Genomic DNA, 22,098 nt, shown 5'->3' with positions numbered 1-22,098 from the left:
TTCGAAGCGGCCGGCGGTTTCGGAGTGAATGACACCGAAACCAGCATCCTGTCGGCGACTCTCGACATTCTGCGCACCAAAGGGCCGGCCGCGGTCAACGTCGAAGCTGTGGCGTTGGCGTCGGGGCTGGCGAAGACAACCATCTATCGCCGGTTCGAGAACCGCAAGGCACTGCTCGAGGCGGCGATTCTCTCGGTGGTGCTGAACCCTGTGCCGCCGCCTGACACCTCGGTCGAAGACCAGTTGCGTTGGGTCATCGGGCAGACACACGACGGGGTCGAGAACATTCTCGGCTCCGGCGGGGTCTCGGCCATCGTGGCGAACCAGGATGCCCAGTTCATGATGCTCATCCGTGAGATGCTCGTGCCTTGGGTGGAACTGGTGCGCGCGGTACTCGAGCGCGGTGTGGCGACGGGATCGCTGCGCGCAGACATCGACGTCGAAGTGGCCCTGCACTTCATTCTGGGCTCGTCGCTCGGCGAATTCATTCGCACGGGCACCATGTCAGCCGATTGGACAGAGCGGGTCTTCGGCATGCTCTGGAGTTCGGTGCGCCCGGAAGCGTAGTCGCAGTGAGGTGCCGGTGACATACCGGCGAGGTACGTCAGCAGGGTGCCGCTGCCGCGGCCCCCGCCGAGCGGTGGGCGCCGGTCTACTCGACTTCGTCGAACACTGACGCAGTCGGGCCCGCGGCTTCGGCACTGCCGATCTCGGGCAGATTCAGCCCGGCCCGCTTCAGAATCTCGGTGGTCATCAGAATCGGCCGGTGGTCTGAGAGGCCACGGCCCAGGGTTTCGACCAGTTGAACGTCGAAGCCGCGGGAGAGCAGAAAGTCGAAGTGGTAGGCGATCGACTTCGTGTAGAAGTATGTGGGGCCGTCACTGAGGTTCAGCGAGAAGCCGGCGCGCTCGGCCTGGCGGATGAGTGGCCCGCGTAGCAGCGGGTAGTTGAAGTCACCGGTCATCAGCGTGGGGCTGCCGTTGCTGAGCGCCGCGAGGTGGTCGAGCGCCTGGCCGATCTGGCGGCGGCGCAACAGGTTCGTCGCCGAGAGCGGCGAGGCGTGAAACGATGCCAGCTGAATGTCTTGGCCCGACACGAGGTCGACGAAGCGGGTGGTGAGCAGGCGTTCGATGGCCGGCTGCAGCACGCGGTCGTGAATCGACTTGCGAAGAGTGAACGCGTGCGACTCGAGCGCGGTGAAGCGGTCGGGCCGGTAGTAGATCGCAAGGCCGAGGGAGTTCTTGTACGTGGCGCTGGCGAGCTTCAGCTCACCGATCTGCTGCGGCATACGTACGCCGTCGCCCTCTTGGAGGCAGAGCACATCAACGGGGTTACGCTCAACGAGGGCAAGCAGTTCAGTGGTTGCTGCGTGCTTGCGCAGGTTGTAGCTCATGATCTTCAGTTCAAGCCGCCCAACGGTTGTTCCCCTGCCAATTGTCGACTCTCAGTCTAACCAGCCTCGCTGGAGGGGAGATGCGAGTACCGAACGTCGCACAACAGTTCATTCGGAGTTTGGGCCCGGGCGGTTTGGTCGGGCTCAGGAGCGCGCCGGTAGTCTCGGTTCATGCGGCAGATCGAGGTGCAGGTGGCTCACCTGTTCGTGTCGCCGCTTCACCGGTATGAGGGGCGCCCGTCTGATGGGCCCGTGCCGCTTCCCGCAGGAGGCGCGGAAGGTGGCGTGGCCGAGATCGCGCTGCGCGCGCACCTCGGGGTGGTGGGAGACCGGTACTTCGGGCGGGAGGCGCACCGCAGTGCATCCGTGACCGTTATGGCGATGGAGTCGCTCGAAGCCGTCGAACGCGAACTGCAGGTGGGGCATGCTCTCGACCCGTTCGCTACCCGGCGCACAGTATTTCTGCGCGGAGCTGACGTCGACGCGTTGGCCCGCACTCGGTTCAGCCTCGACACGGGCGCGGGCGAGGTCGTGTTTCAGGGCAACCGGCCGGCGAACCCGTGCGCCTGGATGAACGTCGCTCTTGCCGAGGGCGCGCACCGGGCACTGCGGGGCCGCGGGGGTGTGCGGTGCGAGCCGCTCGCCGACGGGAACCTCACGCTGGGCCCGGCCGTTCTGCGCGTCTACGACGAGCCCTAGCCTGCCCTGCCCGACCCGCGCAAGCCTCGCTTGGCAGGGTTGACTCGGCCTCCTGCCCGGCGAAAAGTGGAGCTGCACTCAATCGAGTGAAACAGCGCGACGCGGCGCGAGCCAGCGCACCCAGCGGGAGGAACAGCAGTGACACGGTTCGGATACACCCTCATGACCGAGCAGAGCGGCCCCAAAGACCTCGTGAACTATGCCGTCGACGCTGAGAATGCGGGCTTCGACTTCGAGGTGTCGAGCGACCACTACAGCCCGTGGCTCACCAGCCAGGGCCACGCCCCCTATGCCTGGAGCGTGCTCGGTGCGGTGGCGCAGGCCACCAACCGGGTGGAGCTTGTGACGTACGTGACGTGCCCGAGCATCCGGTACCACCCCGCGATCATTGCGCAGAAGGCGGCAACGCTGCAACTGCTGGCCGACGGGCGGTTCATCCTGGGCCTCGGTGCGGGCGAGAACCTGAACGAGCACGTGGTGGGCGAGGGCTGGCCCATGGTGGATGCCCGGCAAGACATGCTCGAAGAAGCGGTGCAGATCATTCGTGAGCTGCACCGCGGCGAACTCGTCACCTGGGAGGGCGAGTACTTCAGGGTCGACTCCGCGCGCATCTGGGATCTGCCCGACGGCGGGGTGCCCATCGGGCTGGCCGTCTCGGGCGAGAAATCGATCGCCCGGTTCGCGCCGCTCGGCGATCACCTCATCTCGACCGAGCCCGAAGCAGAACTGCTGGCGGGCTGGGCGGATGCCCGGGGTGCGGGTGCTTCGCCCTCGCGCTCGATCGGCCAGATTCCCATCTGCTGGGGGCCCGACAAGGCTGAGGCGATCACGCTCGCGCACGACCAGTTCCGCTGGTTCGGCGGCGGTTGGAGCGTCAATGCCGACCTGCCCACCACCGCGGGGTTCGCAGGTGCCAGCCAGTTCGTGCGCGAAGAAGATGTGGCCGCGAGTATCGCGTGCGGGCCCGACCTCGACGAGCTCGCCGAGAGCGTGAAGCCGTTCATCGAAGCCGGCTTCAGCGATATCGCGCTGGTGCAGGTGGGCGACTATCGTCAGCAGGAGTTTCTCGACACGGTCGCGGAGCCCCTGCTAGAGAGGTTGCGCGCGCTGTAGCGCTTGCGCTTGCGCTACTGCACAACAGGCCTGCCCGTACCGCCCGAACTGCCCGAACTGCCCGACCGACTGAGAGAGGCCACCCATGGCCAGCACGCCCGCATCCGCTCCGACCGTCAGCACCGTCGACCTCAGCGGGCAGGCGCTGCCCGGCATGAGCCCGGGGCTGAACGGGGTGCTCGCCGTGCCGGCCGGTGACGGGCCGTGGCCCGCGGTGGTGATGGTGCACGAGGCGTTCGGTCTGACCGACGTGATGAAGCGCCAGGTCGACCGCATGGCGGCAGCCGGATTTCTCGTTCTGATGCCCGACCTCTTCGTCGATGGCGGCCCGAGGCGCTGCCTGCGCGCCACGTTCACCGCGATCTCCGCCGGGCACGGGCGCGTGTTCGTCGATGTCGAGGCGGCGCGGGCGTACCTGGTCGGTCGTGGCGACTGCACGGGCAAGGTGGGGGTACTGGGGTTCTGCATGGGTGGCGGGTTCGCGTTGGTGGCGGCATCCGGTCACGGATTCGACGCGGCGTCGTCGAACTACGGCCGCCTGCCGTCAGAGCTCGACGAAGCGTTCAGTGGCGCCTGCCCCATCGTCGGCAGCTACGGCGGGCGAGACAACTCGCTGCGCGGGGCGGCGGCCAAGCTCGACGCTGCGCTGACGACGCGCGATGTTCCGCATGATGTGAAGGAGTACCCCACCGCCGGGCACTCGTTTCTGAACGATGCTCCCACCGGGCCGAAGATCTTTCGGCCGCTGTTCTCGGCCATTCTGGGCGCCGGCCCCGATCCGGAGGCGGCCGCCGACGCGTGGAAGCGCATCGACGCGTTCTTCAGAGAGCATCTAGCGTCGGGCGCCGCGTGACGCCACGCCTCAGACGCCGCCGAAGCGTTCGGTGCGCACGCGCTCGGCGGGATGCCCGAGCTCAACCAGCCACCCCGCGATCTGCTCGACGAACCCGTTCGGCCCGCAGACATAGGTGAGAGGGTTCCCGGCGACCGGCAACGACAGCGTCTCCAGCTCGGCGCGAGTGAGTCGCCCGACCGAGCGGTCAGCGCCCGATGGCGCCTCGCGCGTGTAAACGAAGTCGATCGTCATGCTGGTGTCTGCCAGTGCGGCCGGCCGTCTCAACTCGTCGCCGTAGAACACGTACTCCGGAGCTCGCACCGAGTACAGCAGCCGCATGGGCGACGGATGCCCGGCCGGGCCCGCCCCGGCGACGGCCGCCCCATGGGTTCGCAGCATCGACATCAGCGGAACAACTCCCGACCCACCCGCGATGAGCTGAACCGGCTCGCTCTGCGACGGCTCCCACACGAAATACCCGCCCACCGGGCCGCGCACCTCGAGATGGTCTCCCAGCTCGAGGCCGCGAACCAGGTACGGCGACACCTCGCCGTCGTCGAGTTCTTCAACTGACAGCTCCACGAGTGTCGACCCGCCTGGTGCACCCGACGTGCTCGTGGCGCCAGCCCCGCCCATCGCATCCGCAGCCCCAGCCGCCGGCGCAGCCCCAGCCGCCGGCGCAGCCCCCGACGCGATCGAGTACTCCCGCGAGGCCTGGTACCCGTCGGGCGCCGTCACCCGCACATCGACGTGCTGACCGGCCAGATGCCCAGGCCACCCTGCGATCTCGAAGGTGAGCGTGCGCGCTGTGGCGGTCTCGTCATGCGCTTCGACCAGCTTCGCGACCTGCCAGTCAACCACCCTGGCTCACCTCACGAATAGCGTTCTTCTTTCCACGGGTCGCCCACGTCGTGGTACCCGTAGTTCTCCCAGAACCCGAGCTGGTGGTGGTTCATCAGCGTGATGTTCTTCACCCACTTGGCGCTCTTCCACAGGTACAGGTGTGGAATCAGCAAGCGCGCCGGGCCGCCGTGTGCAGGAGCCAGGTCTTCGCCGTCGAACTGGAACGCGATCCACGCCTGCCCGTTCACGAGGTCAGCGGTGCGAATGTTCGTGGTGTACCCGCCGTAACACGACGCCATGGCGTATTCGGTCGACGTGTCGACACCGTCGAACAGCCGGTCGAGCGACACGCCGCGCCACCCCATTCCGAACTGCGACCAGCGCGTGACGCAGTGCAGATCGACGGTGATGTCGTCGATGGGCTGTGCCATGAGGGTCTGCCAGTTCCACGCCTTCAGGTCGCCGTTCGCGGCCCTGATCGAAAACGCCCAGTCAGAGAGCTCGATCGTCGGCGTCGGCCCGGCAGACAGCACCGGAAAATCTGTGACCTCGTACTGCCCCGGTGGCAGCATCGGATTCTTGTCGCGCCGACGCCCGACGAACCCGGGAGAGAAGATGCCCATAAACTCAATCTATCGAATAGAGGGGTTGGTGTGACGCTTTTTCTGCCCGGCCCCGGTGAGCCGAACGATGTCGATGGTGTCAATGACCTCTTCGACGGTGATGACCAGCGAGTTGCCCGGCGACGCGGTTCCCGCGTGCTGCGGGCCTCACTCGTTCTGGCGATCGTCATCGCCATCGTCGTGCCCGGCGGCGCGGTGGCCTACGGAATCTTCCACCAGCGCATCACCGACCAGCTCGCCGTCTGGCAGTACACGCCCACCGCCGAGGTCGCGCAGATGGCCGCCGACTCCGGCATGAACGATGAGGGTCGCTTCTACTTCTACGCCAGCGCGCCCACCGTCGAGAGCGCGGCCGACTTCTCCTCGGTGTGCGGTTCGAGTACCGACGATTTCGTTTTGCTCGGCTGCTACACCGGCTCGAGCATCCATGTCTTCAATGTGACGGATGCCCGCCTTGCCGGCGTTCGAAACGTCACAGCTGCCCATGAAATGTTGCACGCGGTCTATGCGCGTCTGTCAGATGACGACAGAACCAGCCTCGACGCGTTGCTCGAGGCCCAGTACCAGCAGGTCAAAGACGACCCCGATCTGGCGGCGCGTATGAAGAGTTACGCCACCAGCGAGCCGGGTGAGCGTGACAACGAACTGCACTCCATCTTCGGCACCGAGCTGGCGAGCCTGTCGCCAAACCTCGAGGCGCACTACACGAAGTACTTCTCCGACCGCGCCAAGGTGGTGGCCGACAATGCGGCGTTCCAGGCCGTGTTCACCCAGGTTCAGAACCAGGAGAAGGCGCTCGCGGCCCAGCTGACGGCCGCCGGTGACGCGGTCGACTCTGAGAGCACGGCGTACTCGGCGGCGATGAGCGCGCTGAACGCCGACATTGCGTCGTTCAATACCAAGGCCGATGACGGCGCGTTCAGCTCGCAATCGACGTTCACAGCCGCGCGCAATGCTCTCACCGCCCGGGGTGACGCGCTCACGGCGCGATACCAGGCCATCCAGGCCGACATCGCGCACTACGACGACCTGCGCAAGCAGCTGGAGGCGGTCGACTCTCAGGCCTCCGAGCTGAACCGCAGTATCGACAGCAGTCTGCAGACGCCGGCGCCCACCGCGGGGTAGCTGCGGCGGCCCCGCTGGTTGCTGACCGTGCCTGGCAGCCGACCCCGCCAGTCGCTACGAGCCGCGAACCTGCTCGTACGCGGCCAGGGCGCGCTTGCGCGACTCGCCGAGGTCGACCATCGGTTCGGGGTAGGCCGGGGTTCCGGCCTCTGGTACAAAATGGTTGATGTACTCGCCTGCAGGGTCGAACTTCTTGGCCTGCAGCTCGGGGTTGAAGACGCGGAAGTAGGGTGCGGCATCCACTCCCGAACCCGCCACCCACTGCCAGTTCATGGTGTTGCTGGCGAGGTCGGCATCGACCAGCGTGTCCCAGAACCAGGCCTCACCCACCCGCCAGTCGATGAGCAGGTTCTTCACCAGGAACGACGCCGCGACCATGCGGATACGGTTGTGCATCACGCCGGTCTGCCAGAGTTCACGCATGCCGGCGTCGACGAGTGGGATGCCCGTGAGTCCCTGCTGCCACGCGTGCAGCACCTCTGGTTCGGGTTTCGCCCACGGGAAGGCGTTGAACGCCGGGCGCATGTTCTCGGTGGTGATCGACGGAAAATGGTAGAGCAGGTGGTACGCGAACTCGCGCCAGCCCACCTCGCGGAGGTACGCGGCCGCGCCGCCCGCACCGGACACACCGCCGCGCATCGTGTGCCACAGCTGAAACGGGCTGATCTCGCCGAATCGCAACCGTGGCGACATGCGCGAGGTGGCGTCGACGGCCGGCTTGTCACGGTCGTCGACGTAGTCGCCGAGGCCGCTGTGCTCGAACGCATCGATCTGGTCGTGCGCCGCCTTCTCGCCCGGAACCCACGCCTCGCGGAGCCCCCCGGCCCAATCGGGCTTCGTCGGCAACAGCTGCCACGATGCGATGTCTTCGCTTGCGAGCGGCCCGCCGAACGGCGTGACGTCGCCGCGCTCGGGCGCCGACAGCGGCTCACGCGGCGGCTTCGCACCGAGACACGCGCGCCAGAACGGCGTGAAGACGCGGTAGGGCGCGCCCTGCCCGGTCTGCAGTGTCCACGGTTCGAAGAGAACGTTCGCCTGAAAACTGCGGGCTTCGACGCCCTGCTCCTTCAGGCTCGACTTGATTCCCGAGTCGATCTCGCGCTCGGCCAGGGCATAACGCCGGTTCCAGAACACGGCGCCCGCGCCGGTCTCTGCGAGCAGCTCTGCGATTACCTCGGTGGCCGGGCCCCGGCGGAACGTGAGGGTGAGGCCCCGGGCATCCAGTTCGCCCGCCAGCGCCAGAAGGCTGTGGTGCAACCACCACTTCGACGCGGCACCCAGCGGCCGAACGCCCGCACTCACCTCGTCGAAGACGTAGACAGCGACGATGGGTTCGCCCCGCCGAACGGCTGCGTCGAGGGCCGGATGATCGGCCACCCGCAGATCGTCGCGAAACCAGACGACGCTTGCCGACCCCATCAGGCGCCCGGAGTCTCTACGACACAGTCGTCGTTGCCGCCGGTGATGCCGATGCGCAGTTTGTCGCAGAGGGCCGTGAGCTCTGCCAATTCGTCGGCGCTCAGCGCTGACGTCATCTGCCCCGTGATGGAGCGGCCGTGGATGCGCGCGGCATCCCGGTACAGAGTGAACCCGTGATCGGTGAGGGTGACGATGGTGCCGCGGCCGTCGGCGGGGTCGACCGCCTTGGACACGATCGACCGGTTCGCCAACCGGTCGACGAGGCGCGAGACGCTCGGTTGCGTGAGCAGCGTGCGGCTGTTGAGGTCACGAATGCGCATGCGCCGCTGCGGCTGAATCGAGAGCGTGTAGAGCACGTCGTACTCGGTCAGCGAGATACCGTGGGCGGGGAAGTCATCAGACAGGGTTCGCATCACCGTCACTTGAGCCCGAAACAGGGCCTCCCACGCCGAGACGGGCGAGACAGAAGGGGCGGTTCGGGGCGCCGATGCGTCAGCCATGCGTATCCTTTCGTACGCCTACAGGTTAGGCCGAGAGGCGTGCGTGCCGCGCGGGTTAACGGACAAGACCCGGTCGTAGAGGCTAACGACCGGGTCTTTCCCTTGCACCAAGAGTGTCCTGCAATCACATTCCGCGCTTCGCTGCCACAGCAAACAACTAACGCTCTAGAACTATATAACGGTTTCGTAACGGGCCGCTAGTTATCAAACTGTTATCTTTCAAAGTTTTTCGTATCAGTCTGCTGTGGAGCCTTCGCGGCAGCTCCCGCAGGCTCGAGTTTCCCCAGAACGTCGCCCATCGTCTGGCTCGGCGACGTTCTGGGGAAAGTCGCCCCCGACTAACGCGCCGTGATGGTTCTGGGGGTGCTCGGGTTCGCCGCCTTCGTCGATCAGTGGGTTCGGTCGGTTTTCTGAGGCACGAGAAGTGATGCCGAATGCGGGCCTTTCTCGGCCTCGTCAAGCATCACCTGAGCGACCGCTTGGCGAGGGGTGAATGCAGGGAAGAAGCGCCGGCGTACCGAGCTGAGGGGGAGGGCCTCGTAGTGCGGGGCGGGTCTGTCGTTCAGGGGCCCCGAATGGATCACGGTGTGCTGTGCATCGAGAATCAGGCAGTCGGCGGTGGTCTTGTCATCGTATTCGGCGCCGAATCCCGCTTTGAGAAGCCGGTGGGTGAGGCGACCGACGGCTGTCGCCGAACGACCTGTTCCGATGGCTCCGAGCCAGACCACGTGGTGAGGGCGGGCGGCGAGAACGGCGCGTGCGCCCGCGGTGAGAGTGCCTGCTTGCTTCTTCGATCGCAGCCCGAGGCCGGAGAGCACGATGCTGGCCGGGGTGATTGCCGCGGCGATGGAAGCAGCGTCGTGCACGTCTCCCGTGTGTACGGTCAGTCGTGCCGACGTCGAGTGGCTGTAGCGCGCGGCATCCCGAACGATAGCGTGAACCTCGTGCCCACGTGCGAGTGCACCATCGACGAGATGCTGGCCGGTTGCGCCGCTGGCCCCGAGCACGACGATTCGCAGCAGCGGTGTCGTGGCGCTCATGAGACGCTGCCGAGCACGTCGAGTGCGGCTGCGTGAACGCCAGGGGCGGCGATCAGAATGGTGTCGGCGCCGGGGGCCCAGGGGCCACCGTCGATGGTGCTGACGGTTCCGCCGGCCTCCGTCGTGAGAAGTACGCCTGCTGCGACGCCGGGGAGGTTCGGTTCGTACTGCCAGAAGGCGTCGCTGTGACCGGCGGCGACGAGCAGAATCGGGAAGGTCGACGGCACCTGTGCCCGCACGGCGAGCGCAGAGCCGAGCATCGCTGTGATGGATTCCCCGATGCGCCGGTACGTGTCGGCTTGCCCGGCTTCTGCTTGCCCGGTGCTGACGACGGCGATGTCGAGACCGTTCTTGGCGGAGACCCGCAGGGGTACGTCATTCACGAACGCACCGCCGTCGAGCACGGCGGTGAAGGTGAGGTCGCCGACGGGCTGCCGGATGACCGTGAGAACCGGCACGTTGTCACGAACGAGAGCGATCGAGACGCACCATTCCGAGAGGCCGTGCACATGGTTAACGTTTCCTTCGACAGTGTCGACGACCCACCATTCTCCGTCGGGGAGCGAGGAGGTCTCGTTCTGCTCATCGCTGAAGCGGGCATCCGGCCGCGCCTGCTCCAGCGCCGCCCGGAGGCCTGCCGCCGCCGCCTCTTCGTTGGCCCGTGCGGCAGTGAGCATGCTCTGCCGGTCAGTCGGCCTGATGCTCGGCGAGTACAGGGCGAGAAGGCGCTCGCCCGCCTTGTGTGCGATCTCTTCTACCTGGCTGACGAGATCGACATCGGCCGGGGAGGCGTAAGCGGTGAATCGTGACGACATGTGCTTCTCCTTGTATGTGGTGTGATTCGACCGTACAAAGTCACAACACTTCAATCCAGTTCATGTTTGGTAGCTGACAAGTTAGTCTTCTGCATGTGGATTTGAATCTGTTGGTGGCGCTCGATGCCCTGATCGAACATGAGAGTGTGCAGGGGGCCGCGGCTGCGGTGCACCTGACGCCTCCCGCAATGAGTCATGCCCTGCGCCGTCTTCGGCAGGCCACCGGCGACGATGTGTTGGTGCGCAACGGCCGCGCGATGGTGCCGACTCCCCGTGCTCTGCACCTGCGAGACGAGGTGCGAGAACTCGTCACGCGTGCGGAGTCAGTGCTGTCTCCGCCTCGCTCGCTCGACCTCGCGCGGCTCGAGCGCAACTTCACCGTTCGCGGCAACGAAGCCCTGATTGCGGCGCTGGCTCCCCCGTTGCTCGCTGAGGTTGCCGGCGCGGCCCCCGGTGTGACGCTTGTCTTCCTGGGTGAACAGACCGTTGACGGGCACGACATGGCCCGCGGGGTCTCCGACCTTGAGATCAGTGGAGCCGCCCACCCATCCCCAGCCATTCGGTCGACAACGGTGGGAACCGATCAGCTCGCGGTGGTGATGCGTGCCGGGCATCCGCTGACCGCGCTCGACGCGCTGAGTATCGAGCACTTCGCAGCGGCAGTTCACGTCGTCATCTCCAGACGGGGGCGGTTGCGCGGGCCCATCGACGAGGCTCTGGCCGTGCACGATCTGCAGAGAAAGGTGATCGCTGCGCTCCCGTCAACCGCCGTCGCGCTCGAGGTGGTGCGAAACAGCGACGCGATCACGGTGGTCGCGAGTCGGCTCGTGCGGGGGAGCGATTCGTTTGCACGCCGACTGCTGCCCCTTGCGCTCGAACCGTTGCCAGCTGTGGTCAGTTGGCATCGACGGCACGACTCAGACCTCGCTCATCAGTGGCTTCGCGCCCAGGCGAGCAGCATCCTCGCGGGGCTTCTCGACTGAGTCTCGGTCGTTAACGCGGCTCTGTGGCCTCTCGCTTTTCAGTCGTAGATGACATCAAGCCCTCGGCGATTGAGCTCGGCGAGCCCGTCCCGCATCGCCTGCAACTGTTCGGGGGAGTGACCCACCCACTCCTCGAGTTCGCCGACGATCTGCACGGGCTGCCGGGTGCGGTACGACCGGGTCGGGTTGTCGGGAAACTTCTTGTCGGTCACGTTGGGATCGTCTTCGAGGTCACCGGTGGGTTCGACCACGTAGATGCGCTCTGCCCCCTCGCCCTGGGCGAGTTCAGCGCCCCACGCTGCTGCATCCAGGGTCGCCGTCGAGTTGCCCCAGAACGTCGCTCGCCGTCTGGTTCGGCGACGTTCTGGGGAAAGTCGCCCTCTCGGCGCAGGACCTACCGCCGCCGGGGCTTTCGCGGTTCGACCCGGGGTTCGCGTGCGCTCGGTGAGAGCGGCGTCCTGCGAGAATCGGTTCGTGACCGTGCCTGATGAAGTTGTGCCGCATTCGACGGCTGCGGCGGTGCTTCTTCGCCGGGGCAGGCGTCTGGAATGGTTCACCCTGGGCTGGAACATCGTCGGAGTGATTGTTCTGGCGGTGCTCGTCTTTTCTTCCTCGTCGATTGCGCTCGCGGGGTTCGGGCTCGACAGCTTCATCGAGATCGGCGCGTCGACGGTCGTGCTCTGGGAGCTGGCCGGCGTTGGTGAGCGTCGACGGCAGCGGGCGCTGCGACTGATCGGCGGCGCCTTCGTCTTGCTGGCGGTGTATCTGCTGATCCAGTCGGTCGTGGCGCTGGCGACGGCTCATCATGCCTCAGCCAGCGTTGGCGGAATCGTGTGGACCGGGGTGACCGCCGCCGTCATGTTCACTCTTGCGGCTGCGAAAGGTCGTACTGGGCGAGAGCTTCGCAATCCGGTGTTGCAGAGCGAAGGGCGGGTGACGTTCGTCGACGGACTACTGGCCGTCGCGGTTCTCGTGGGAATTCTGCTGAATCTGATGCTCGGGTGGTGGTGGGCAGACCCGGTGGCGGGGCTGGTGATCGTTTACTACGCCGCCCGCGAAGCCATCCAGATCTTCAGTCCGACCCCCTGACTACTTCACCATCACTTCGGCTCGATCGGCTCGATCGGCTCAATCGACTCGGGCCGAGCCGTCTGCAGGGCGGATGCCTGGCGGCAGAGTGTCGCTGCTTCGGTTTCGAACAGCAGGGCCGCGTCGATTCCCGTCGCGGCGAGGTGCCCACCGAGCTCCAGGCTGATGATGCCGTGCAACCGTGTCCACGAGAGAACGGCCAACATCAGCACACTCTCTGAGTACTGTGCGAGGCCCGACCGTTCGGCCCACTCGGTGATTGCTTCGGACATCGGCAGCCTTCGGGCGGGCGATTCGAGCGGCACGACACGATTGTCGCGGGTGGTCACGGCATCCAGCGCCTCGACGATCACGGCCATGCTTCGCGAAGCTGCCGGCACGGTGCGCTCAACGGCGAAGTCTTTGCCTGATCCGACGCTGGTCTGAAAGATCAGTCGGTAGGCGTTCGGATGCTCCACCGCCCACGTTCGGCTGCCATGAAGAACGGCGATCAAATGATCGTGCGCTGACCCCGTGGCCTGCTCGATCGCAACAAGCGCATCTGCCAATTCGTTGTACGCGTCGACAACCAGGTCTGCCAACAGCGCGTCTCGGTTTGCGAAGTACCGGTACACCGCCGCTGGCGACATCGACATTTCGCGCACGATACCGCTGAGCGACACCGCATCGGGGCCGCCGGCGCTGATCTGCTTCATGGCGAGCTCTTTGATCTCACGCACCGTTTGTGCACGGCGCTCGTCTCGTCGTGTCGGTTTGGCGGCTGGGGTGCTCATGGAGGCTCGCTTTCTCGGGTGCATTGACAGAGTAACACCCCATCACTAAAGTGAAGACCACTAACAATGTGACACAATAACGCAATGTACCGCAACGGTGATCATGCCCTCCGCACCGGCGCTCTTCATCCAATCGACCCGAAAGAAGCCTCATGACCTCCTCCGCTGCGCCGCTTCCCACAATGAGCTCCCGCGTCATCCTTCCCGGCATCGTCGAACCGAACGATCTGCAGGTCGTGACCGCTCCACTCCCCGCACCGACGGGCAGTCAGCTTCTCGTTCAGGTCGAGGCGACGGGAATCTCGTTCGCAGAACAGGCCATGCGAAAGGGGCGGTATTTCGGCCAGCCCGCGTTTCCGTTCGTTCCTGGTTACGACCTTGTCGGCCGAGTACGAGCCGTCGGCCCCGACGGCGACCGTCAGATGATCGGTCGGCGAGTTGCGTCGATGACCAAGACCGGTGCGTGGGCCGAGTACGTCGTCGTCTCCGCTCGTGACACGGTGGTGGTGCCCGACGGCATCAGCCCCGAAGATGCCGAGACAGTTGTTGTGAACGGTGTCACCGCGTGGCAGATGTTGCACAGAGCCGCGAAGGTGAAGCCGGGGCAGACGATTCTGGTCTTCGGCGCGAACGGCGGTGTCGGTGGCATTCTCATTCAGCTCGCCCAGCACCATGGCGTCAGAGTCATCGGCGCGGCGTCTCCTCGCCACCACGAGGCTCTGCGAGCGGCCGGGGTTGTTCCCGTCGACTATGCAGACCCCCGTCTCCCGGCGCTCGTGCGAATGCACGCCCCTGCCGGGGTCGACGCGGTCTTCGACAACATCGGCGGGCGTGCAACCCGAACGTCTTTCACCCTTCTGGCTCGTGGAGGCACCCTTGTGTCATACGCCATCATCGATGCCGTCAGTGGCACAGGTGGTCTCATGGCACCGTTTCTGAAAGCGATCGGCCAGGCGGTGCTGTGGAGTGTGTTACCCAACGGGAAGAGGGCGACTTTCTACGACCTCTGGTCGGGTCACACAGTGCGGCCCGTTCGATTTCGGAGGCGACTGGAAGAAGACCTCGGCCGTGTCTTCGAGCTTCTTCGCGCAGGCACCATCAACGCCAACATCGCCGCCAGATTCCCTCTTGTCGACGCCGCAGCCGCACTCGAGCTGGCGGAGTCGCGCACGCTGAACGGAAAGGTGATCCTGCTGCCGTAGTTCCGTCGCGGGCGTCAACGACCGTCGGCTGCAGCCTCGAGCGCAGCGATGTCGAGCTTGATCATGCCTTGCATCGCAATCATGGTTCGGCTGGCTCGGCCCGGGTCGGGGTCGGCAAGCAGTTCTGACAGGCGCACGGGTGTCACCTGCCACACGATTCCCCACCGGTCGGCGCACCACCCGCAGGCGATCTCCCGGCCGCCGTCGCCCGTGAACGCGCTCCAGAGGCGGTCGACCTCTTCTTGCGTGTCGCAGTCGACTTGGAACGATGCTGCGTCGGTGTACGGATGCCCGGGGCCGCCGTTCATCGCACGCCAGGGTTGGCCGAACAGGGTGAACTCGACGACCAACGCACGACCTGCGTCAGGCGTTCCGTCGGGCCAGCGCTGTACGTGGTCGATGTGCGCGTCGGGGAACAGGCTCACGTAGAGTTCAGCGGCCTCTTCAGCCTGATCGTCGAACCATAGAAACGGCACGATTCGCTGCACGAGATGCTCCTCTCACCGACCACCACTTCGTTGAACTTCACCGTAGACCTCTGCCGACCCCCGCGCCACTGAATCGTGGGTGCACGGCGGCGATCAAAACAACTCAGAACAGGTCGGGCGACGGCGTGCTGGTCTGGCGCACCGAGACATCGGCGTGGCGGTCGAAGCGGTAACCGACGCCGCGCACGGTGCGCACGATGTCTTCGTAGTCGCCGAGCTTCGAACGCAGCCGGCGAACGTGAACGTCGATGGTGCGCTCGTTGGGGATCTCTTCGTCGCTCGAGTTCCAGAGCGAGGAGATCAGTTCGGTGCGCTCGATGGTGCGCCCTTCGCGAAGAACGAGGTACTGCAGCAGCTCGAACTCTTTGTAGGTGAGGTTCGCCGGCTCGTTGTCGAGCAGCAGGCGCTTGCGTGAGAGGTCGATGACCACTCCGTCGCGGGCGCGGTCGGCGGGGGCATCCGGAGTCTGGCGGTGCTTGGCAAGAGCGGCGGGGTCTTGCAGGGCGAGGCGCACAACGTCGACGTCGCGGCCACCGGCGCCGCGCGGGGCGAGTGCCACGGCTGCGTAGGTTTCGGAGCTCGGCGCGATCTGTGCCACGAGGGCTTTGATCTGGGCGACGATGGAGCCCAGGTTGGTGTGGTCGCCCTCGGCTTTGCCCTCGTCGATTCCGACGTAGAGGACGAAACCACGGGCTTCAGTGCCCTCGGGCACGGCGCGGATGTGGGCCTGGGGCAGCGCCGGCGCGGTGTCGGCGGCAGGAGCCTGTGCCGAGGGCGTGGAAGGGTCGGATGCAGCGGTGTATGAGGTGGCGAGCGGGGTTGAGAGGTGTGCGATTGACACGGTCGTGGTCCTTTGGAGGTGATGATGCGGCACAGCCCACAGCCGAAGAGCGGCATTTGTGGTGAAACTGTGCGATTTGTCGATGCGGCGTAGAGCCGGGATTCGGCTGACCGGGGTGCGGGCCAGCCGGGAGTTCGACGGTGCTCGCCTCACAAGGGGCGGCGGCAGTCGAAGCTCGGCGAGAGAGTGTTTCTCGTTAGCGACACATTCGACACTGCATGTCGGCGCGACCGGGCATCATCGTGCCGGTTGCTCCCAGAGCCTCGAAGGAGGTAGGGGCGAACGCGTTGACAGACATGTTCACAGTAAAGCCGATAATCGCTGCCATTGTCAATCTTTTTGCGCCCTCAGGCGCGAAACGCAGGAATACAGACGGCTCGAGCGGTCTAGACCGTTCCGTAGAGGCGGTCGCCGGCGTCGCCGAGCCCGGGAATGATGTAGCCCAGCTCATTGAGCTTCTCGTCGAGCGCGCCGAGTACCAGGGTCACATCGCGGCCGGCCGTGCGCTTCTCGAGGGCGGCGACGCCCTCGGGAGCCGCGAGCAGGCAGATGGCCGTCACGTCGATGGCGCCGCGTTTGAAAAGAAAATCGATGGCGGCGCCGAGCGAACCGCCCGTGGCCAGCATCGGGTCGAGAACGAAGCACTGCCGGTCTGACAGGTCGTCGGGCAGTCGCTCAGCGTACGTGCTCGGCTCGAGGGTCTCTTCGTTGCGAACCATACCCAGAAAACCCACCTCCGCGGTGGGAACCAGCTTCACCATGCCTTCGAGCATGCCGAGCCCGGCGCGCAGAATCGGCACGACGAGCGGGCGGGGCTCGCTGAGGGCGACCCCGGTGGTGGTGGCCACGGGCGTCTCGATGGTCACCTCGTTCACACGAACGTTGCGGGTGGCCTCGTAGGCGAGCAGTGTCACAAGCTCTTCGGTGAGGGCACGAAACGTGGCCGACGCCGTGTTTTTGTCGCGCAGCACGGTGAGCTTGTGCGTGATGAGCGGGTGGTCGGCAACGTGAACTCGCATAGGCTAAATCTACTCTGTGACGGGGTGACGATGAATGATCGGGTGGTGGGGTGTGGGTGACGAGCGCAGGTCGGCCGTCTTTCCTGCCTCAGCCGACCACGACCGATGGATGCTCGACGCCCTCGCCGAGGCGCGCGCCGCCCTGACCTCGGGCGATGTGCCGGTCGGGGCCATTCTCGTGTCGGCCTCCGGCGAAGTTCTGGCGGTGGGCCACAACGAGCGGGAGCTCCACAGTGACCCCACGGCGCACGCCGAAGTGGTGGCCCTTCGCGCGGCTGGCGCGGCCACCGGCGACTGGCAGTTGCCGGGCTCGACGCTCATCGTGACGCTCGAGCCGTGCGTCATGTGTGCCGGCGCGATTCTCGCGGCCCGCGTCGAGACGGTGGTGTTCGGTGCGTGGGACGACAAGGCCGGAGCGGCCGGCTCCGTCTACGACGTTCTGCGCGACAGGCGGTTGAACCACCGGGTCGAAGTCTTCGCGGGAGTACGGGCAGACGAGTGCTCCCGCCTGCTCACCGAATTCTTTCGAACGCCAAACGAACACTGAGTCAGCCGAGTGCCGCGTCAGTCGGAGGCCTTGATGACAATCGCTTCGGTGGGAGTCGCGAGATCGATCGGCGCGACGTAGACGTCGGGCTCGATGTAGATGACCCGGGCGATCGGCACGGCAGCGCGAATACGCGCCTCGACAGCGTTGATCGTGTGCGCCACATCGTCGAGGCGTGCCGAGGCGGGCAGCGCGATCTTCGCCGCCACCAGAAGTTCGTCGGGCCCGAGGTAGAGCGTCTTCATGTGGATCACGCGCTCGACGTCGTGCCCCGCCTCGATGGCACCGAGAATGGCCTGGGCGTCGACGTCGGTCGCCCCTTCGCCCACGAGCAGGCTCTTGGTCTCGATGCCGAGAATGAGGGCCACGACGATGAGCAGGGCTCCGATGGCGATGGTTCCGACGCCGTCCCACACGCCATTGCCGGTGACCACCGCGAGCACCACGCCGATGAATGCCAGGGCGAGGCCAGTCAGTGCGGCGACGTCTTCGAGCAGAACCACCGGCAGCTCGGGGGCTTTCGCGCGGCGCACGAACTGCACCCACGACTGGGTTCCGCGGGTGTGGTTGCTCTCCTTCATGGCGGTGCGCAGCGAGAAGCCTTCGAGCGCCATCGCCGCCACGAGCACCACGATCGGCAGCCATGGGGTCTCGATCGGGTGAGGGTGGCCCACCTTCTCGATTCCTTCGTAGAGCGAGAACACCCCGCCGACGGAGAACAGGATGATCGACACCACGAACGCGTACACATAGCGCTCGCGGCCGTACCCGAACGGATGCTCGGTGTCGGCCTTGCGTCGGGATTGTCGCCCCCCGAGCAGCAACAGCAGCTGATTGCCCGAGTCGGCGAGCGAGTGCACGCTCTCGGCGAGCATCGACGACGAACCAGAGAACACGAAGGCCACGAACTTGATGATGGCGATTCCGAGGTTTGCCCCGAGCGCCGCGATGATGGCCTTGCTACCGCCCGATGCGCTCACGTCTGAACCCTCTGCTTGTGCGTTTCGACTGCCGACTGTGTTTTCCATCTTAAGCTGGTGCCGTGACCGACCAACGAACCGTCAGACTCCCCTCGATCAGCATTCTCGGCACTGGCTCGATGGGCCGGGCCATTCTGAGCGGCCTGCTGGCGCCCTCGGTCGAGGTCGACGGCGGCATTCGGGTCACCAATCGAACGGCGACCAGCGCTGCCCTGCTGCCGGTCTCGCCCGCGCTGGTGAGTTTCGTCACCACTGACACCGCAGACGCGAATGTGCTCGCGGTTCGGGGCGCCGCCATCGTGCTGGTGGCCGTGAAGCCGCACATGGTGCCCGACCTGCTCGACGAGATCGCTCCCGTACTCGAACCCGGCACGATCGTCGTCAGCGTGGCCGCCGGCGTGACCATCGCCACCTTCGAAGCGCACCTGCCACCCTCGGTCGCCGTCATTCGCTCGATGCCGAACACCCCCGCGGCGGTGGGCCGCGGCGTGACCGGTGTGAGCGCGGGAACGCGTTCGACGCCGGCGCAGCTCGAGACGGTGTCGCGGTTGTTCTCGACGGTGGGCGAAGTGGTTGAAGTGGCTGAGTCACAGATCGATGCTCTCAGCACCATCTCGGGTTCGGGCCCCGCCTACGTCTATCTGTTGATAGAAAAGCTGACCGCCGCGGCTGTGGAGAAAGGCTTCACGCCCGCGCAGGCCGCCCAGCTCGTGAACGGCACCTTCGCCGGGGCCACCGAGCTGCTGCGCCAGTCGGGCGCCAGTGCTGAACAGCTGCGCGTGCAGGTGACGAGTCCGAAGGGCACCACCGAACGTGCGCTCGCCGTGCTGCAGGATGCCCGGCTCGACGACCTCTTCATCGAGGCCACCTCTGCTGCGCTCGCTCGCGCCCGGGAGCTCGCCGCCGGCTGACGCCCGCCCGGGCATCCGGGAGCCGCGGCCATCTGCCGACTACCGCCAGCCGAGCCGCACGAACCAGACAGAACTACTGACCCAGCCGCGCAAACGCATCGATGTCGGTCGCTGTACCCGACACCACGATGACGTCGTCGGTGCCCACCACCGTGTCGGCCCCCGCGTAGACGAACGGCTCGCCCGGCGACGTGACCCCCACCACCGTGATGCCGAACCGGCGCCGCAGCCCCAGGCCCGACAGCGCGCCGCCCCGCGCCACCTTCGGCGGCCGCAGCTTGGCCAGCGAGAGCTCGTCGTCGAACTCGACGAAGTCGAGCACCTGCCCCGAGACGAGGTGTGCGATGCGCGAACCCGACTCGGCTTCGGGATAGACCACGTGGTGCGCCCCGATGCGTTCGAGGATCTTGCCGTGCGAGGTCGACATGGCTTTCGCCCAGATCTGCGGCACGCCGAGGTCGACGAGGTTCGCTGTGATGAGCACGCTGCCTTCGACAGATGACCCGACGGCGACGATGGCGATGGCGAAGTCTTGCCCGCCGATCTGGGTCAGAGCATCGAGGTCACGGGCATCCGCCTGCACCACATGGGTGACGCGCCCGGCCCATTTCTGCACGAGCACGGGGTCGGTGTCGACCACGAGAACTTCGCGCCCCAGCTGTTCGAGCTTGTCGGCGGCCGAGGCTCCGAACCGTCCGAGGCCGATGACCAACACGGGTGCGTCTGCAGACTTGTCTCTAGCCAACGATGGGCCTCTCTTCTGGGTGTTTGTAGAGCTGGCGGCGTTGCCGGAGGGCGAGGGCGGCGGCGAAGGTGACGGTACCGATGCGGCCCATGAACATGGTGGCCGCCATGACGTACACCCCGGCGTCGGGGAGGCTGGCCGTGAGCCCGGTCGACAGGCCAGAGGTGCCGAAGGCCGAGATCACGTCGAACAGCACGGCGTCGAGCGCTGCGTGCGAGATCTGCAGGATGACGATGGTCGACACGGCCACGGTGGTCGCCCCCCACAGCACCACGCTCACGGCCAGGCGCAGAATGTCGGCCGGGATGCGGCGACCGAACGCCTCCATCGAGTCGTTGCCGCGTGCCTCGGCGAACGCCGCGAGAAACAGAATCGCGATGGTGGTCACCTTGATGCCGCCGGCAGTGGATGCCGAGCCGCCGCCGATGAACATCAGCATGTCGGTCACCAGCATGCTCGACCCGTTGAGCTGGTCGATGGGAATCGTGGCGAAGCCGCCCGAGCGCGTCATGGTTGAGAGAAAGAGCGACTGGAATGCTTTCTCGCCCACGCCCATCGGCCCGAAGGTGGCGGGGTTCGAGAACTCGAGCGCGAAGTAGAGCACCGCGCCCACCCCCAGCAGAGTCGCCGACGTCAGCAGCGTGAGTTTGACGTGCAGCGACCAGCGCTGGCGGCCGGGGGTGCGCAACGCCCTCGAGAGTGCATAGATCACCGGAAAACCGATGCTGCCCAGAAATACTCCCAGCATCAGGATGCCCAGAAAGTAGTAGTCCGACGCGTAGGGTGTGAGCCCCTCGGCGTTGGGCGAGAACCCCGTGTTGGTGAACGCCATCGCCGAGTAGTAGAGGCTCTGGAGTGCCGCGCTGCCGGGCGCAAGGCCATCGATGAGCATCCGGGGAAAAAGCAGCACTGCGAGGCCCAGTTCGATGACCAGCGCGCTCACCGCGACGGTGGCCAGCAGGCCGCCCACCTCGCCGAGCCGCACGGCCTGGCTCGAGCCCGCGACGCCCGCGTGGGTGCGTGACGGGTCTGCCTCGCCCGCGGCCAGAAGGCGCGACCGGAGCCCCAGCCGCCTCGAGACGATCAGCCCGAGAAGCGACGCCAGCGTCAGCACGCCGATGGCGCCGATCTGCACGCCGATATAGATGACCACCTCGCCGAACACCGACCAGTGCGTCGCCATGTCGACCGTTGACAGCCCGGTCACGCAGATGACAGACACGGCGGTGAACAGGGAGTCGGCAAGCCCCGTGCCGCGACCGGATGCACTGGCTGCCGGCAGCGACAGAACCATGGTGAACAGCACCACCAGAATCGCGAAGATGATGATCGCGAAGCGCGAGGGCGAGCGGCCCGAGAAATCGTCGACCGCGTCACGAACACGCAGGGCGAACGAGCGGGTACCGTAGCGCGGTCGTCGCACGATCGAGCTTGCCGGCATGCCCACCCCTCGTGACGAAGCACCAGCTTGTCACTGGTTTCGCAACTGCACAACGCGACGCCCAGCAACTACCCTGTAGCCATGGCCGACATTTTCTCTGTAATCGCTGACCCCACCAGGCGACACGTGCTGTCTCTGCTGCTCGAGCGGTACGTGGGTGCCGACACCTCGGTCGCCGCCGACATTCCAGCCGTCGCCGGCACCGAGGGTGACGAGCGGCCACTGGGGGAGATCAGCGTCTCTGAACTGGTTACCCTCACGGAGCTCAGTCAGCCGACAGTGTCGAAGCATCTGAAAGTGCTGAGGGATGCCGGGCTCGTCTCGGTGCGTGAGGTCGGCCAGCACCGTTACTACGCGCTCGACGCCTCGCCGCTCGAAGAGCTCGAAGACTGGGTCATTCCGTTTCTGAGCGCAGACTTCGACGAGGCCCTCGACGACGACGGAATCGGCTTCTCAGACGATCTGGCCGTGCTCACCGAACAGGCGACGTCGTCTGCGGCCCGGGTCGGCAAGAGCGTCGGGCAGACCGTTGCGACGGCCACCGAGCGCGCACGAACGATCTTCGGCGAAGCCACCAGACGGTTCCCCACCATTTCCCGTAGCAGCGATTAGGCTCCAAAAAAAGTTTTCTGAAAAGACGCAAATAATTCGCGTCGCATTAGCACTCATGGTGG

25 protein-coding genes and 1 pseudogene are annotated in these 22,098 nt (G+C 66.0%); 11 read left to right on the top strand and 15 right to left on the bottom strand.

The genetic code is table 11. From position 1 onward, the window contains the following. Window positions 1-24: 24 nt before the first annotated feature. On the top strand, window positions 25-567 hold the full coding sequence (locus D4765_RS05640) for a TetR/AcrR family transcriptional regulator (RefSeq protein WP_161580364.1): 543 nt from the start codon (window positions 25-27) through the stop codon (window positions 565-567). Window positions 568-652: 85 nt separating this feature from the next. Here D4765_RS05640 and D4765_RS05635 read toward each other — a convergent pair whose 3' ends face one another. Next, window positions 653-1,393, bottom strand: coding sequence for an endonuclease/exonuclease/phosphatase family protein (locus tag D4765_RS05635; RefSeq protein ID WP_323511815.1), 741 nt, complete (start codon window positions 1,391-1,393; stop codon window positions 653-655). Between the two features lie 171 nt (window positions 1,394-1,564). On the opposite strand from D4765_RS05635, the gene D4765_RS05630 reads away from it, so the two are divergent. The 3 genes from D4765_RS05630 to D4765_RS05620 all read left to right on the top strand — a co-directional run bounded on the left by D4765_RS05630 (window position 1,565) and on the right by D4765_RS05620 (window position 4,058). After that, on the top strand, window positions 1,565-2,092 hold the full coding sequence (locus D4765_RS05630; RefSeq protein ID WP_136641268.1) for an MOSC domain-containing protein: 528 nt from the start codon (window positions 1,565-1,567) through the stop codon (window positions 2,090-2,092). Window positions 2,093-2,230: 138 nt separating this feature from the next. Further along, window positions 2,231-3,205: a TIGR03557 family F420-dependent LLM class oxidoreductase gene (locus tag D4765_RS05625; RefSeq protein WP_136641267.1), complete on the top strand. Its 975-nt coding sequence runs from the start codon at window positions 2,231-2,233 to the stop codon at window positions 3,203-3,205. An 85-nt stretch (window positions 3,206-3,290) separates the two neighbouring features. Continuing rightward, window positions 3,291-4,058, top strand: a complete 768-nt coding sequence (locus tag D4765_RS05620) for a dienelactone hydrolase family protein (RefSeq protein ID WP_136641266.1) — start codon at window positions 3,291-3,293, stop codon at window positions 4,056-4,058. A gap of 9 nt (window positions 4,059-4,067) precedes the next feature. On the opposite strand, the gene D4765_RS05615 is transcribed toward D4765_RS05620, so the two are convergent. Together D4765_RS05615 and D4765_RS05610 are read right to left on the bottom strand one after the other, a co-directional pair. Continuing rightward, window positions 4,068-4,901: a ferredoxin reductase domain-containing protein gene (locus tag D4765_RS05615; RefSeq protein ID WP_201799233.1), complete on the bottom strand. Its 834-nt coding sequence runs from the start codon at window positions 4,899-4,901 to the stop codon at window positions 4,068-4,070. 11 nt (window positions 4,902-4,912) lie between these two features. Further along, window positions 4,913-5,506, bottom strand: a complete 594-nt coding sequence (locus D4765_RS05610; RefSeq protein WP_136641265.1) for a molybdopterin-dependent oxidoreductase — start codon at window positions 5,504-5,506, stop codon at window positions 4,913-4,915. Between the two features lie 30 nt (window positions 5,507-5,536). Between D4765_RS05610 and D4765_RS05605 the strand changes: the two genes are divergently transcribed. Further along, window positions 5,537-6,631 (top strand): hypothetical protein, encoded by a 1,095-nt coding sequence (locus D4765_RS05605; protein ID WP_136641264.1) that lies wholly within the window; start codon window positions 5,537-5,539, stop codon window positions 6,629-6,631. 54 nt (window positions 6,632-6,685) lie between these two features. On the opposite strand, the gene D4765_RS05600 is transcribed toward D4765_RS05605, so the two are convergent. The 4 genes from D4765_RS05600 to D4765_RS05585 all read right to left on the bottom strand — a co-directional run bounded on the left by D4765_RS05600 (window position 6,686) and on the right by D4765_RS05585 (window position 10,405). Next, on the bottom strand, window positions 6,686-8,050 hold the full coding sequence (locus D4765_RS05600) for a cryptochrome/photolyase family protein (protein WP_136641263.1): 1,365 nt from the start codon (window positions 8,048-8,050) through the stop codon (window positions 6,686-6,688). Continuing rightward, the gene (locus D4765_RS05595) at window positions 8,050-8,550 is read right to left on the bottom strand and encodes a MarR family winged helix-turn-helix transcriptional regulator (protein WP_136641262.1); all 501 of its coding nucleotides are present in this window, start codon (window positions 8,548-8,550) and stop codon (window positions 8,050-8,052) included. Before D4765_RS05595 ends, D4765_RS05600 begins: the two co-directional genes overlap by 1 nt. Window positions 8,551-8,939: 389 nt before the next feature. Further along, window positions 8,940-9,590 (bottom strand): NAD(P)-dependent oxidoreductase, encoded by a 651-nt coding sequence (locus D4765_RS05590; protein WP_136641261.1) that lies wholly within the window; start codon window positions 9,588-9,590, stop codon window positions 8,940-8,942. After that, window positions 9,587-10,405: an inositol monophosphatase family protein gene (locus tag D4765_RS05585; RefSeq protein WP_136641260.1), complete on the bottom strand. Its 819-nt coding sequence runs from the start codon at window positions 10,403-10,405 to the stop codon at window positions 9,587-9,589. Before D4765_RS05585 ends, D4765_RS05590 begins: the two co-directional genes overlap by 4 nt. 95 nt (window positions 10,406-10,500) lie before the next feature. Between D4765_RS05585 and D4765_RS05580 the strand changes: the two genes are divergently transcribed. Further along, window positions 10,501-11,388 (top strand): LysR family transcriptional regulator, encoded by an 888-nt coding sequence (locus D4765_RS05580; RefSeq protein ID WP_136641259.1) that lies wholly within the window; start codon window positions 10,501-10,503, stop codon window positions 11,386-11,388. Window positions 11,389-11,426: 38 nt separating this feature from the next. On the opposite strand, the pseudogene arr reads toward D4765_RS05580, so the two are convergent. Beyond that, window positions 11,427-11,762: pseudogene (gene arr / locus D4765_RS20105) on the bottom strand (NAD(+)--rifampin ADP-ribosyltransferase); the annotation flags it as partial. Window positions 11,763-11,862: 100 nt separating this feature from the next. Here arr and D4765_RS05570 point away from each other — a divergent pair. Continuing rightward, on the top strand, window positions 11,863-12,477 hold the full coding sequence (locus D4765_RS05570) for a cation efflux transmembrane domain-containing protein (RefSeq protein WP_201799240.1): 615 nt from the start codon (window positions 11,863-11,865) through the stop codon (window positions 12,475-12,477). Between the two features lie 11 nt (window positions 12,478-12,488). Here the strand turns inward: D4765_RS05570 and D4765_RS05565 are convergent, their stop codons facing one another. After that, on the bottom strand, window positions 12,489-13,250 hold the full coding sequence (locus tag D4765_RS05565; protein WP_161580363.1) for a TetR/AcrR family transcriptional regulator: 762 nt from the start codon (window positions 13,248-13,250) through the stop codon (window positions 12,489-12,491). Window positions 13,251-13,402: 152 nt separating this feature from the next. Here D4765_RS05565 and D4765_RS05560 point away from each other — a divergent pair, with 152 nt between their 5' ends. Continuing rightward, window positions 13,403-14,452, top strand: coding sequence for a medium chain dehydrogenase/reductase family protein (locus tag D4765_RS05560; protein ID WP_136641256.1), 1,050 nt, complete (start codon window positions 13,403-13,405; stop codon window positions 14,450-14,452). Window positions 14,453-14,466: 14 nt separating this feature from the next. On the opposite strand, the gene D4765_RS05555 is transcribed toward D4765_RS05560, so the two are convergent. From D4765_RS05555 to upp, 3 genes are all read right to left on the bottom strand, one after another. Further along, window positions 14,467-14,940 carry a VOC family protein gene (locus tag D4765_RS05555; protein WP_136641255.1) on the bottom strand — a complete coding sequence of 158 codons (474 nt, stop codon included), beginning with the start codon at window positions 14,938-14,940 and terminating at the stop codon, window positions 14,467-14,469. Window positions 14,941-15,043: 103 nt separating this feature from the next. After that, the gene (locus D4765_RS05550; RefSeq protein ID WP_136641254.1) at window positions 15,044-15,781 is read right to left on the bottom strand and encodes a winged helix-turn-helix domain-containing protein; all 738 of its coding nucleotides are present in this window, start codon (window positions 15,779-15,781) and stop codon (window positions 15,044-15,046) included. Between the two features lie 386 nt (window positions 15,782-16,167). After that, window positions 16,168-16,800, bottom strand: a complete 633-nt coding sequence (gene upp, locus D4765_RS05545) for a uracil phosphoribosyltransferase (RefSeq protein WP_136641253.1) — start codon at window positions 16,798-16,800, stop codon at window positions 16,168-16,170. A gap of 34 nt (window positions 16,801-16,834) precedes the next feature. Between upp and tadA the strand changes: the two genes are divergently transcribed. After that, window positions 16,835-17,347: a tRNA adenosine(34) deaminase TadA gene (tadA, locus tag D4765_RS05540; protein ID WP_272898608.1), complete on the top strand. Its 513-nt coding sequence runs from the start codon at window positions 16,835-16,837 to the stop codon at window positions 17,345-17,347. A gap of 17 nt (window positions 17,348-17,364) precedes the next feature. Here tadA and D4765_RS05535 read toward each other — a convergent pair whose 3' ends face one another. Continuing rightward, window positions 17,365-18,327, bottom strand: a complete 963-nt coding sequence (locus D4765_RS05535) for a cation diffusion facilitator family transporter (RefSeq protein WP_136641252.1) — start codon at window positions 18,325-18,327, stop codon at window positions 17,365-17,367. Window positions 18,328-18,389: 62 nt separating this feature from the next. On the opposite strand from D4765_RS05535, the gene proC reads away from it, so the two are divergent. Further along, entirely contained in the window at window positions 18,390-19,238 is an 849-nt protein-coding gene (proC, locus tag D4765_RS05530) for a pyrroline-5-carboxylate reductase (protein ID WP_136641251.1), read from the top strand. Between the two features lie 73 nt (window positions 19,239-19,311). Here the strand turns inward: proC and D4765_RS05525 are convergent, their stop codons facing one another. Together D4765_RS05525 and D4765_RS05520 are read right to left on the bottom strand one after the other, a co-directional pair. Next, the gene (locus D4765_RS05525; RefSeq protein ID WP_136641250.1) at window positions 19,312-19,983 is read right to left on the bottom strand and encodes a potassium channel family protein; all 672 of its coding nucleotides are present in this window, start codon (window positions 19,981-19,983) and stop codon (window positions 19,312-19,314) included. Continuing rightward, a complete protein-coding gene (locus D4765_RS05520; RefSeq protein ID WP_136641249.1) occupies window positions 19,976-21,424 on the bottom strand; it encodes a TrkH family potassium uptake protein in 1,449 nt (482 codons plus the stop codon). Before D4765_RS05520 ends, D4765_RS05525 begins: the two co-directional genes overlap by 8 nt. Before the next feature lie 81 nt (window positions 21,425-21,505). Here D4765_RS05520 and D4765_RS05515 point away from each other — a divergent pair, with 81 nt between their 5' ends. After that, window positions 21,506-22,036, top strand: coding sequence for an ArsR/SmtB family transcription factor (locus D4765_RS05515; protein ID WP_136641248.1), 531 nt, complete (start codon window positions 21,506-21,508; stop codon window positions 22,034-22,036). Window positions 22,037-22,098 lie beyond the last annotated feature (62 nt).

Source organism: Subtercola vilae, assembly GCF_004923255.1.
Classification (GTDB): domain Bacteria; phylum Actinomycetota; class Actinomycetes; order Actinomycetales; family Microbacteriaceae; genus Subtercola; species Subtercola vilae.
Note: the sequence above shows the minus strand (reverse complement) of the source record. Positions and strands in the feature narration are given on the sequence as shown.

Coding starts and splice junctions, on each gene's coding strand:
- D4765_RS05635 (WP_323511815.1), bottom strand. CDS start 1,393: ATGAGCTACAACCTGCGCAAGCACGCAGCAACCACTGAACTGCTTGCC.
- D4765_RS05630 (WP_136641268.1), top strand. CDS start 1,565: ATGCGGCAGATCGAGGTGCAGGTGGCTCACCTGTTCGTGTCGCCGCTT.
- D4765_RS05620 (WP_136641266.1), top strand. CDS start 3,291: ATGGCCAGCACGCCCGCATCCGCTCCGACCGTCAGCACCGTCGACCTC.
- D4765_RS05610 (WP_136641265.1), bottom strand. CDS start 5,506: ATGGGCATCTTCTCTCCCGGGTTCGTCGGGCGTCGGCGCGACAAGAAT.
- D4765_RS05600 (WP_136641263.1), bottom strand. CDS start 8,050: ATGGGGTCGGCAAGCGTCGTCTGGTTTCGCGACGATCTGCGGGTGGCC.
- D4765_RS05595 (WP_136641262.1), bottom strand. CDS start 8,550: ATGGCTGACGCATCGGCGCCCCGAACCGCCCCTTCTGTCTCGCCCGTC.
- D4765_RS05590 (WP_136641261.1), bottom strand. CDS start 9,590: ATGAGCGCCACGACACCGCTGCTGCGAATCGTCGTGCTCGGGGCCAGC.
- D4765_RS05585 (WP_136641260.1), bottom strand. CDS start 10,405: ATGTCGTCACGATTCACCGCTTACGCCTCCCCGGCCGATGTCGATCTC.
- D4765_RS05565 (WP_161580363.1), bottom strand. CDS start 13,250: ATGAGCACCCCAGCCGCCAAACCGACACGACGAGACGAGCGCCGTGCA.
- D4765_RS05560 (WP_136641256.1), top strand. CDS start 13,403: ATGACCTCCTCCGCTGCGCCGCTTCCCACAATGAGCTCCCGCGTCATC.
- upp (WP_136641253.1), bottom strand. CDS start 16,800: ATGCGAGTTCACGTTGCCGACCACCCGCTCATCACGCACAAGCTCACC.
- tadA (WP_272898608.1), top strand. CDS start 16,835: ATGATCGGGTGGTGGGGTGTGGGTGACGAGCGCAGGTCGGCCGTCTTT.
- D4765_RS05520 (WP_136641249.1), bottom strand. CDS start 21,424: ATGCCGGCAAGCTCGATCGTGCGACGACCGCGCTACGGTACCCGCTCG.
- D4765_RS05515 (WP_136641248.1), top strand. CDS start 21,506: ATGGCCGACATTTTCTCTGTAATCGCTGACCCCACCAGGCGACACGTG.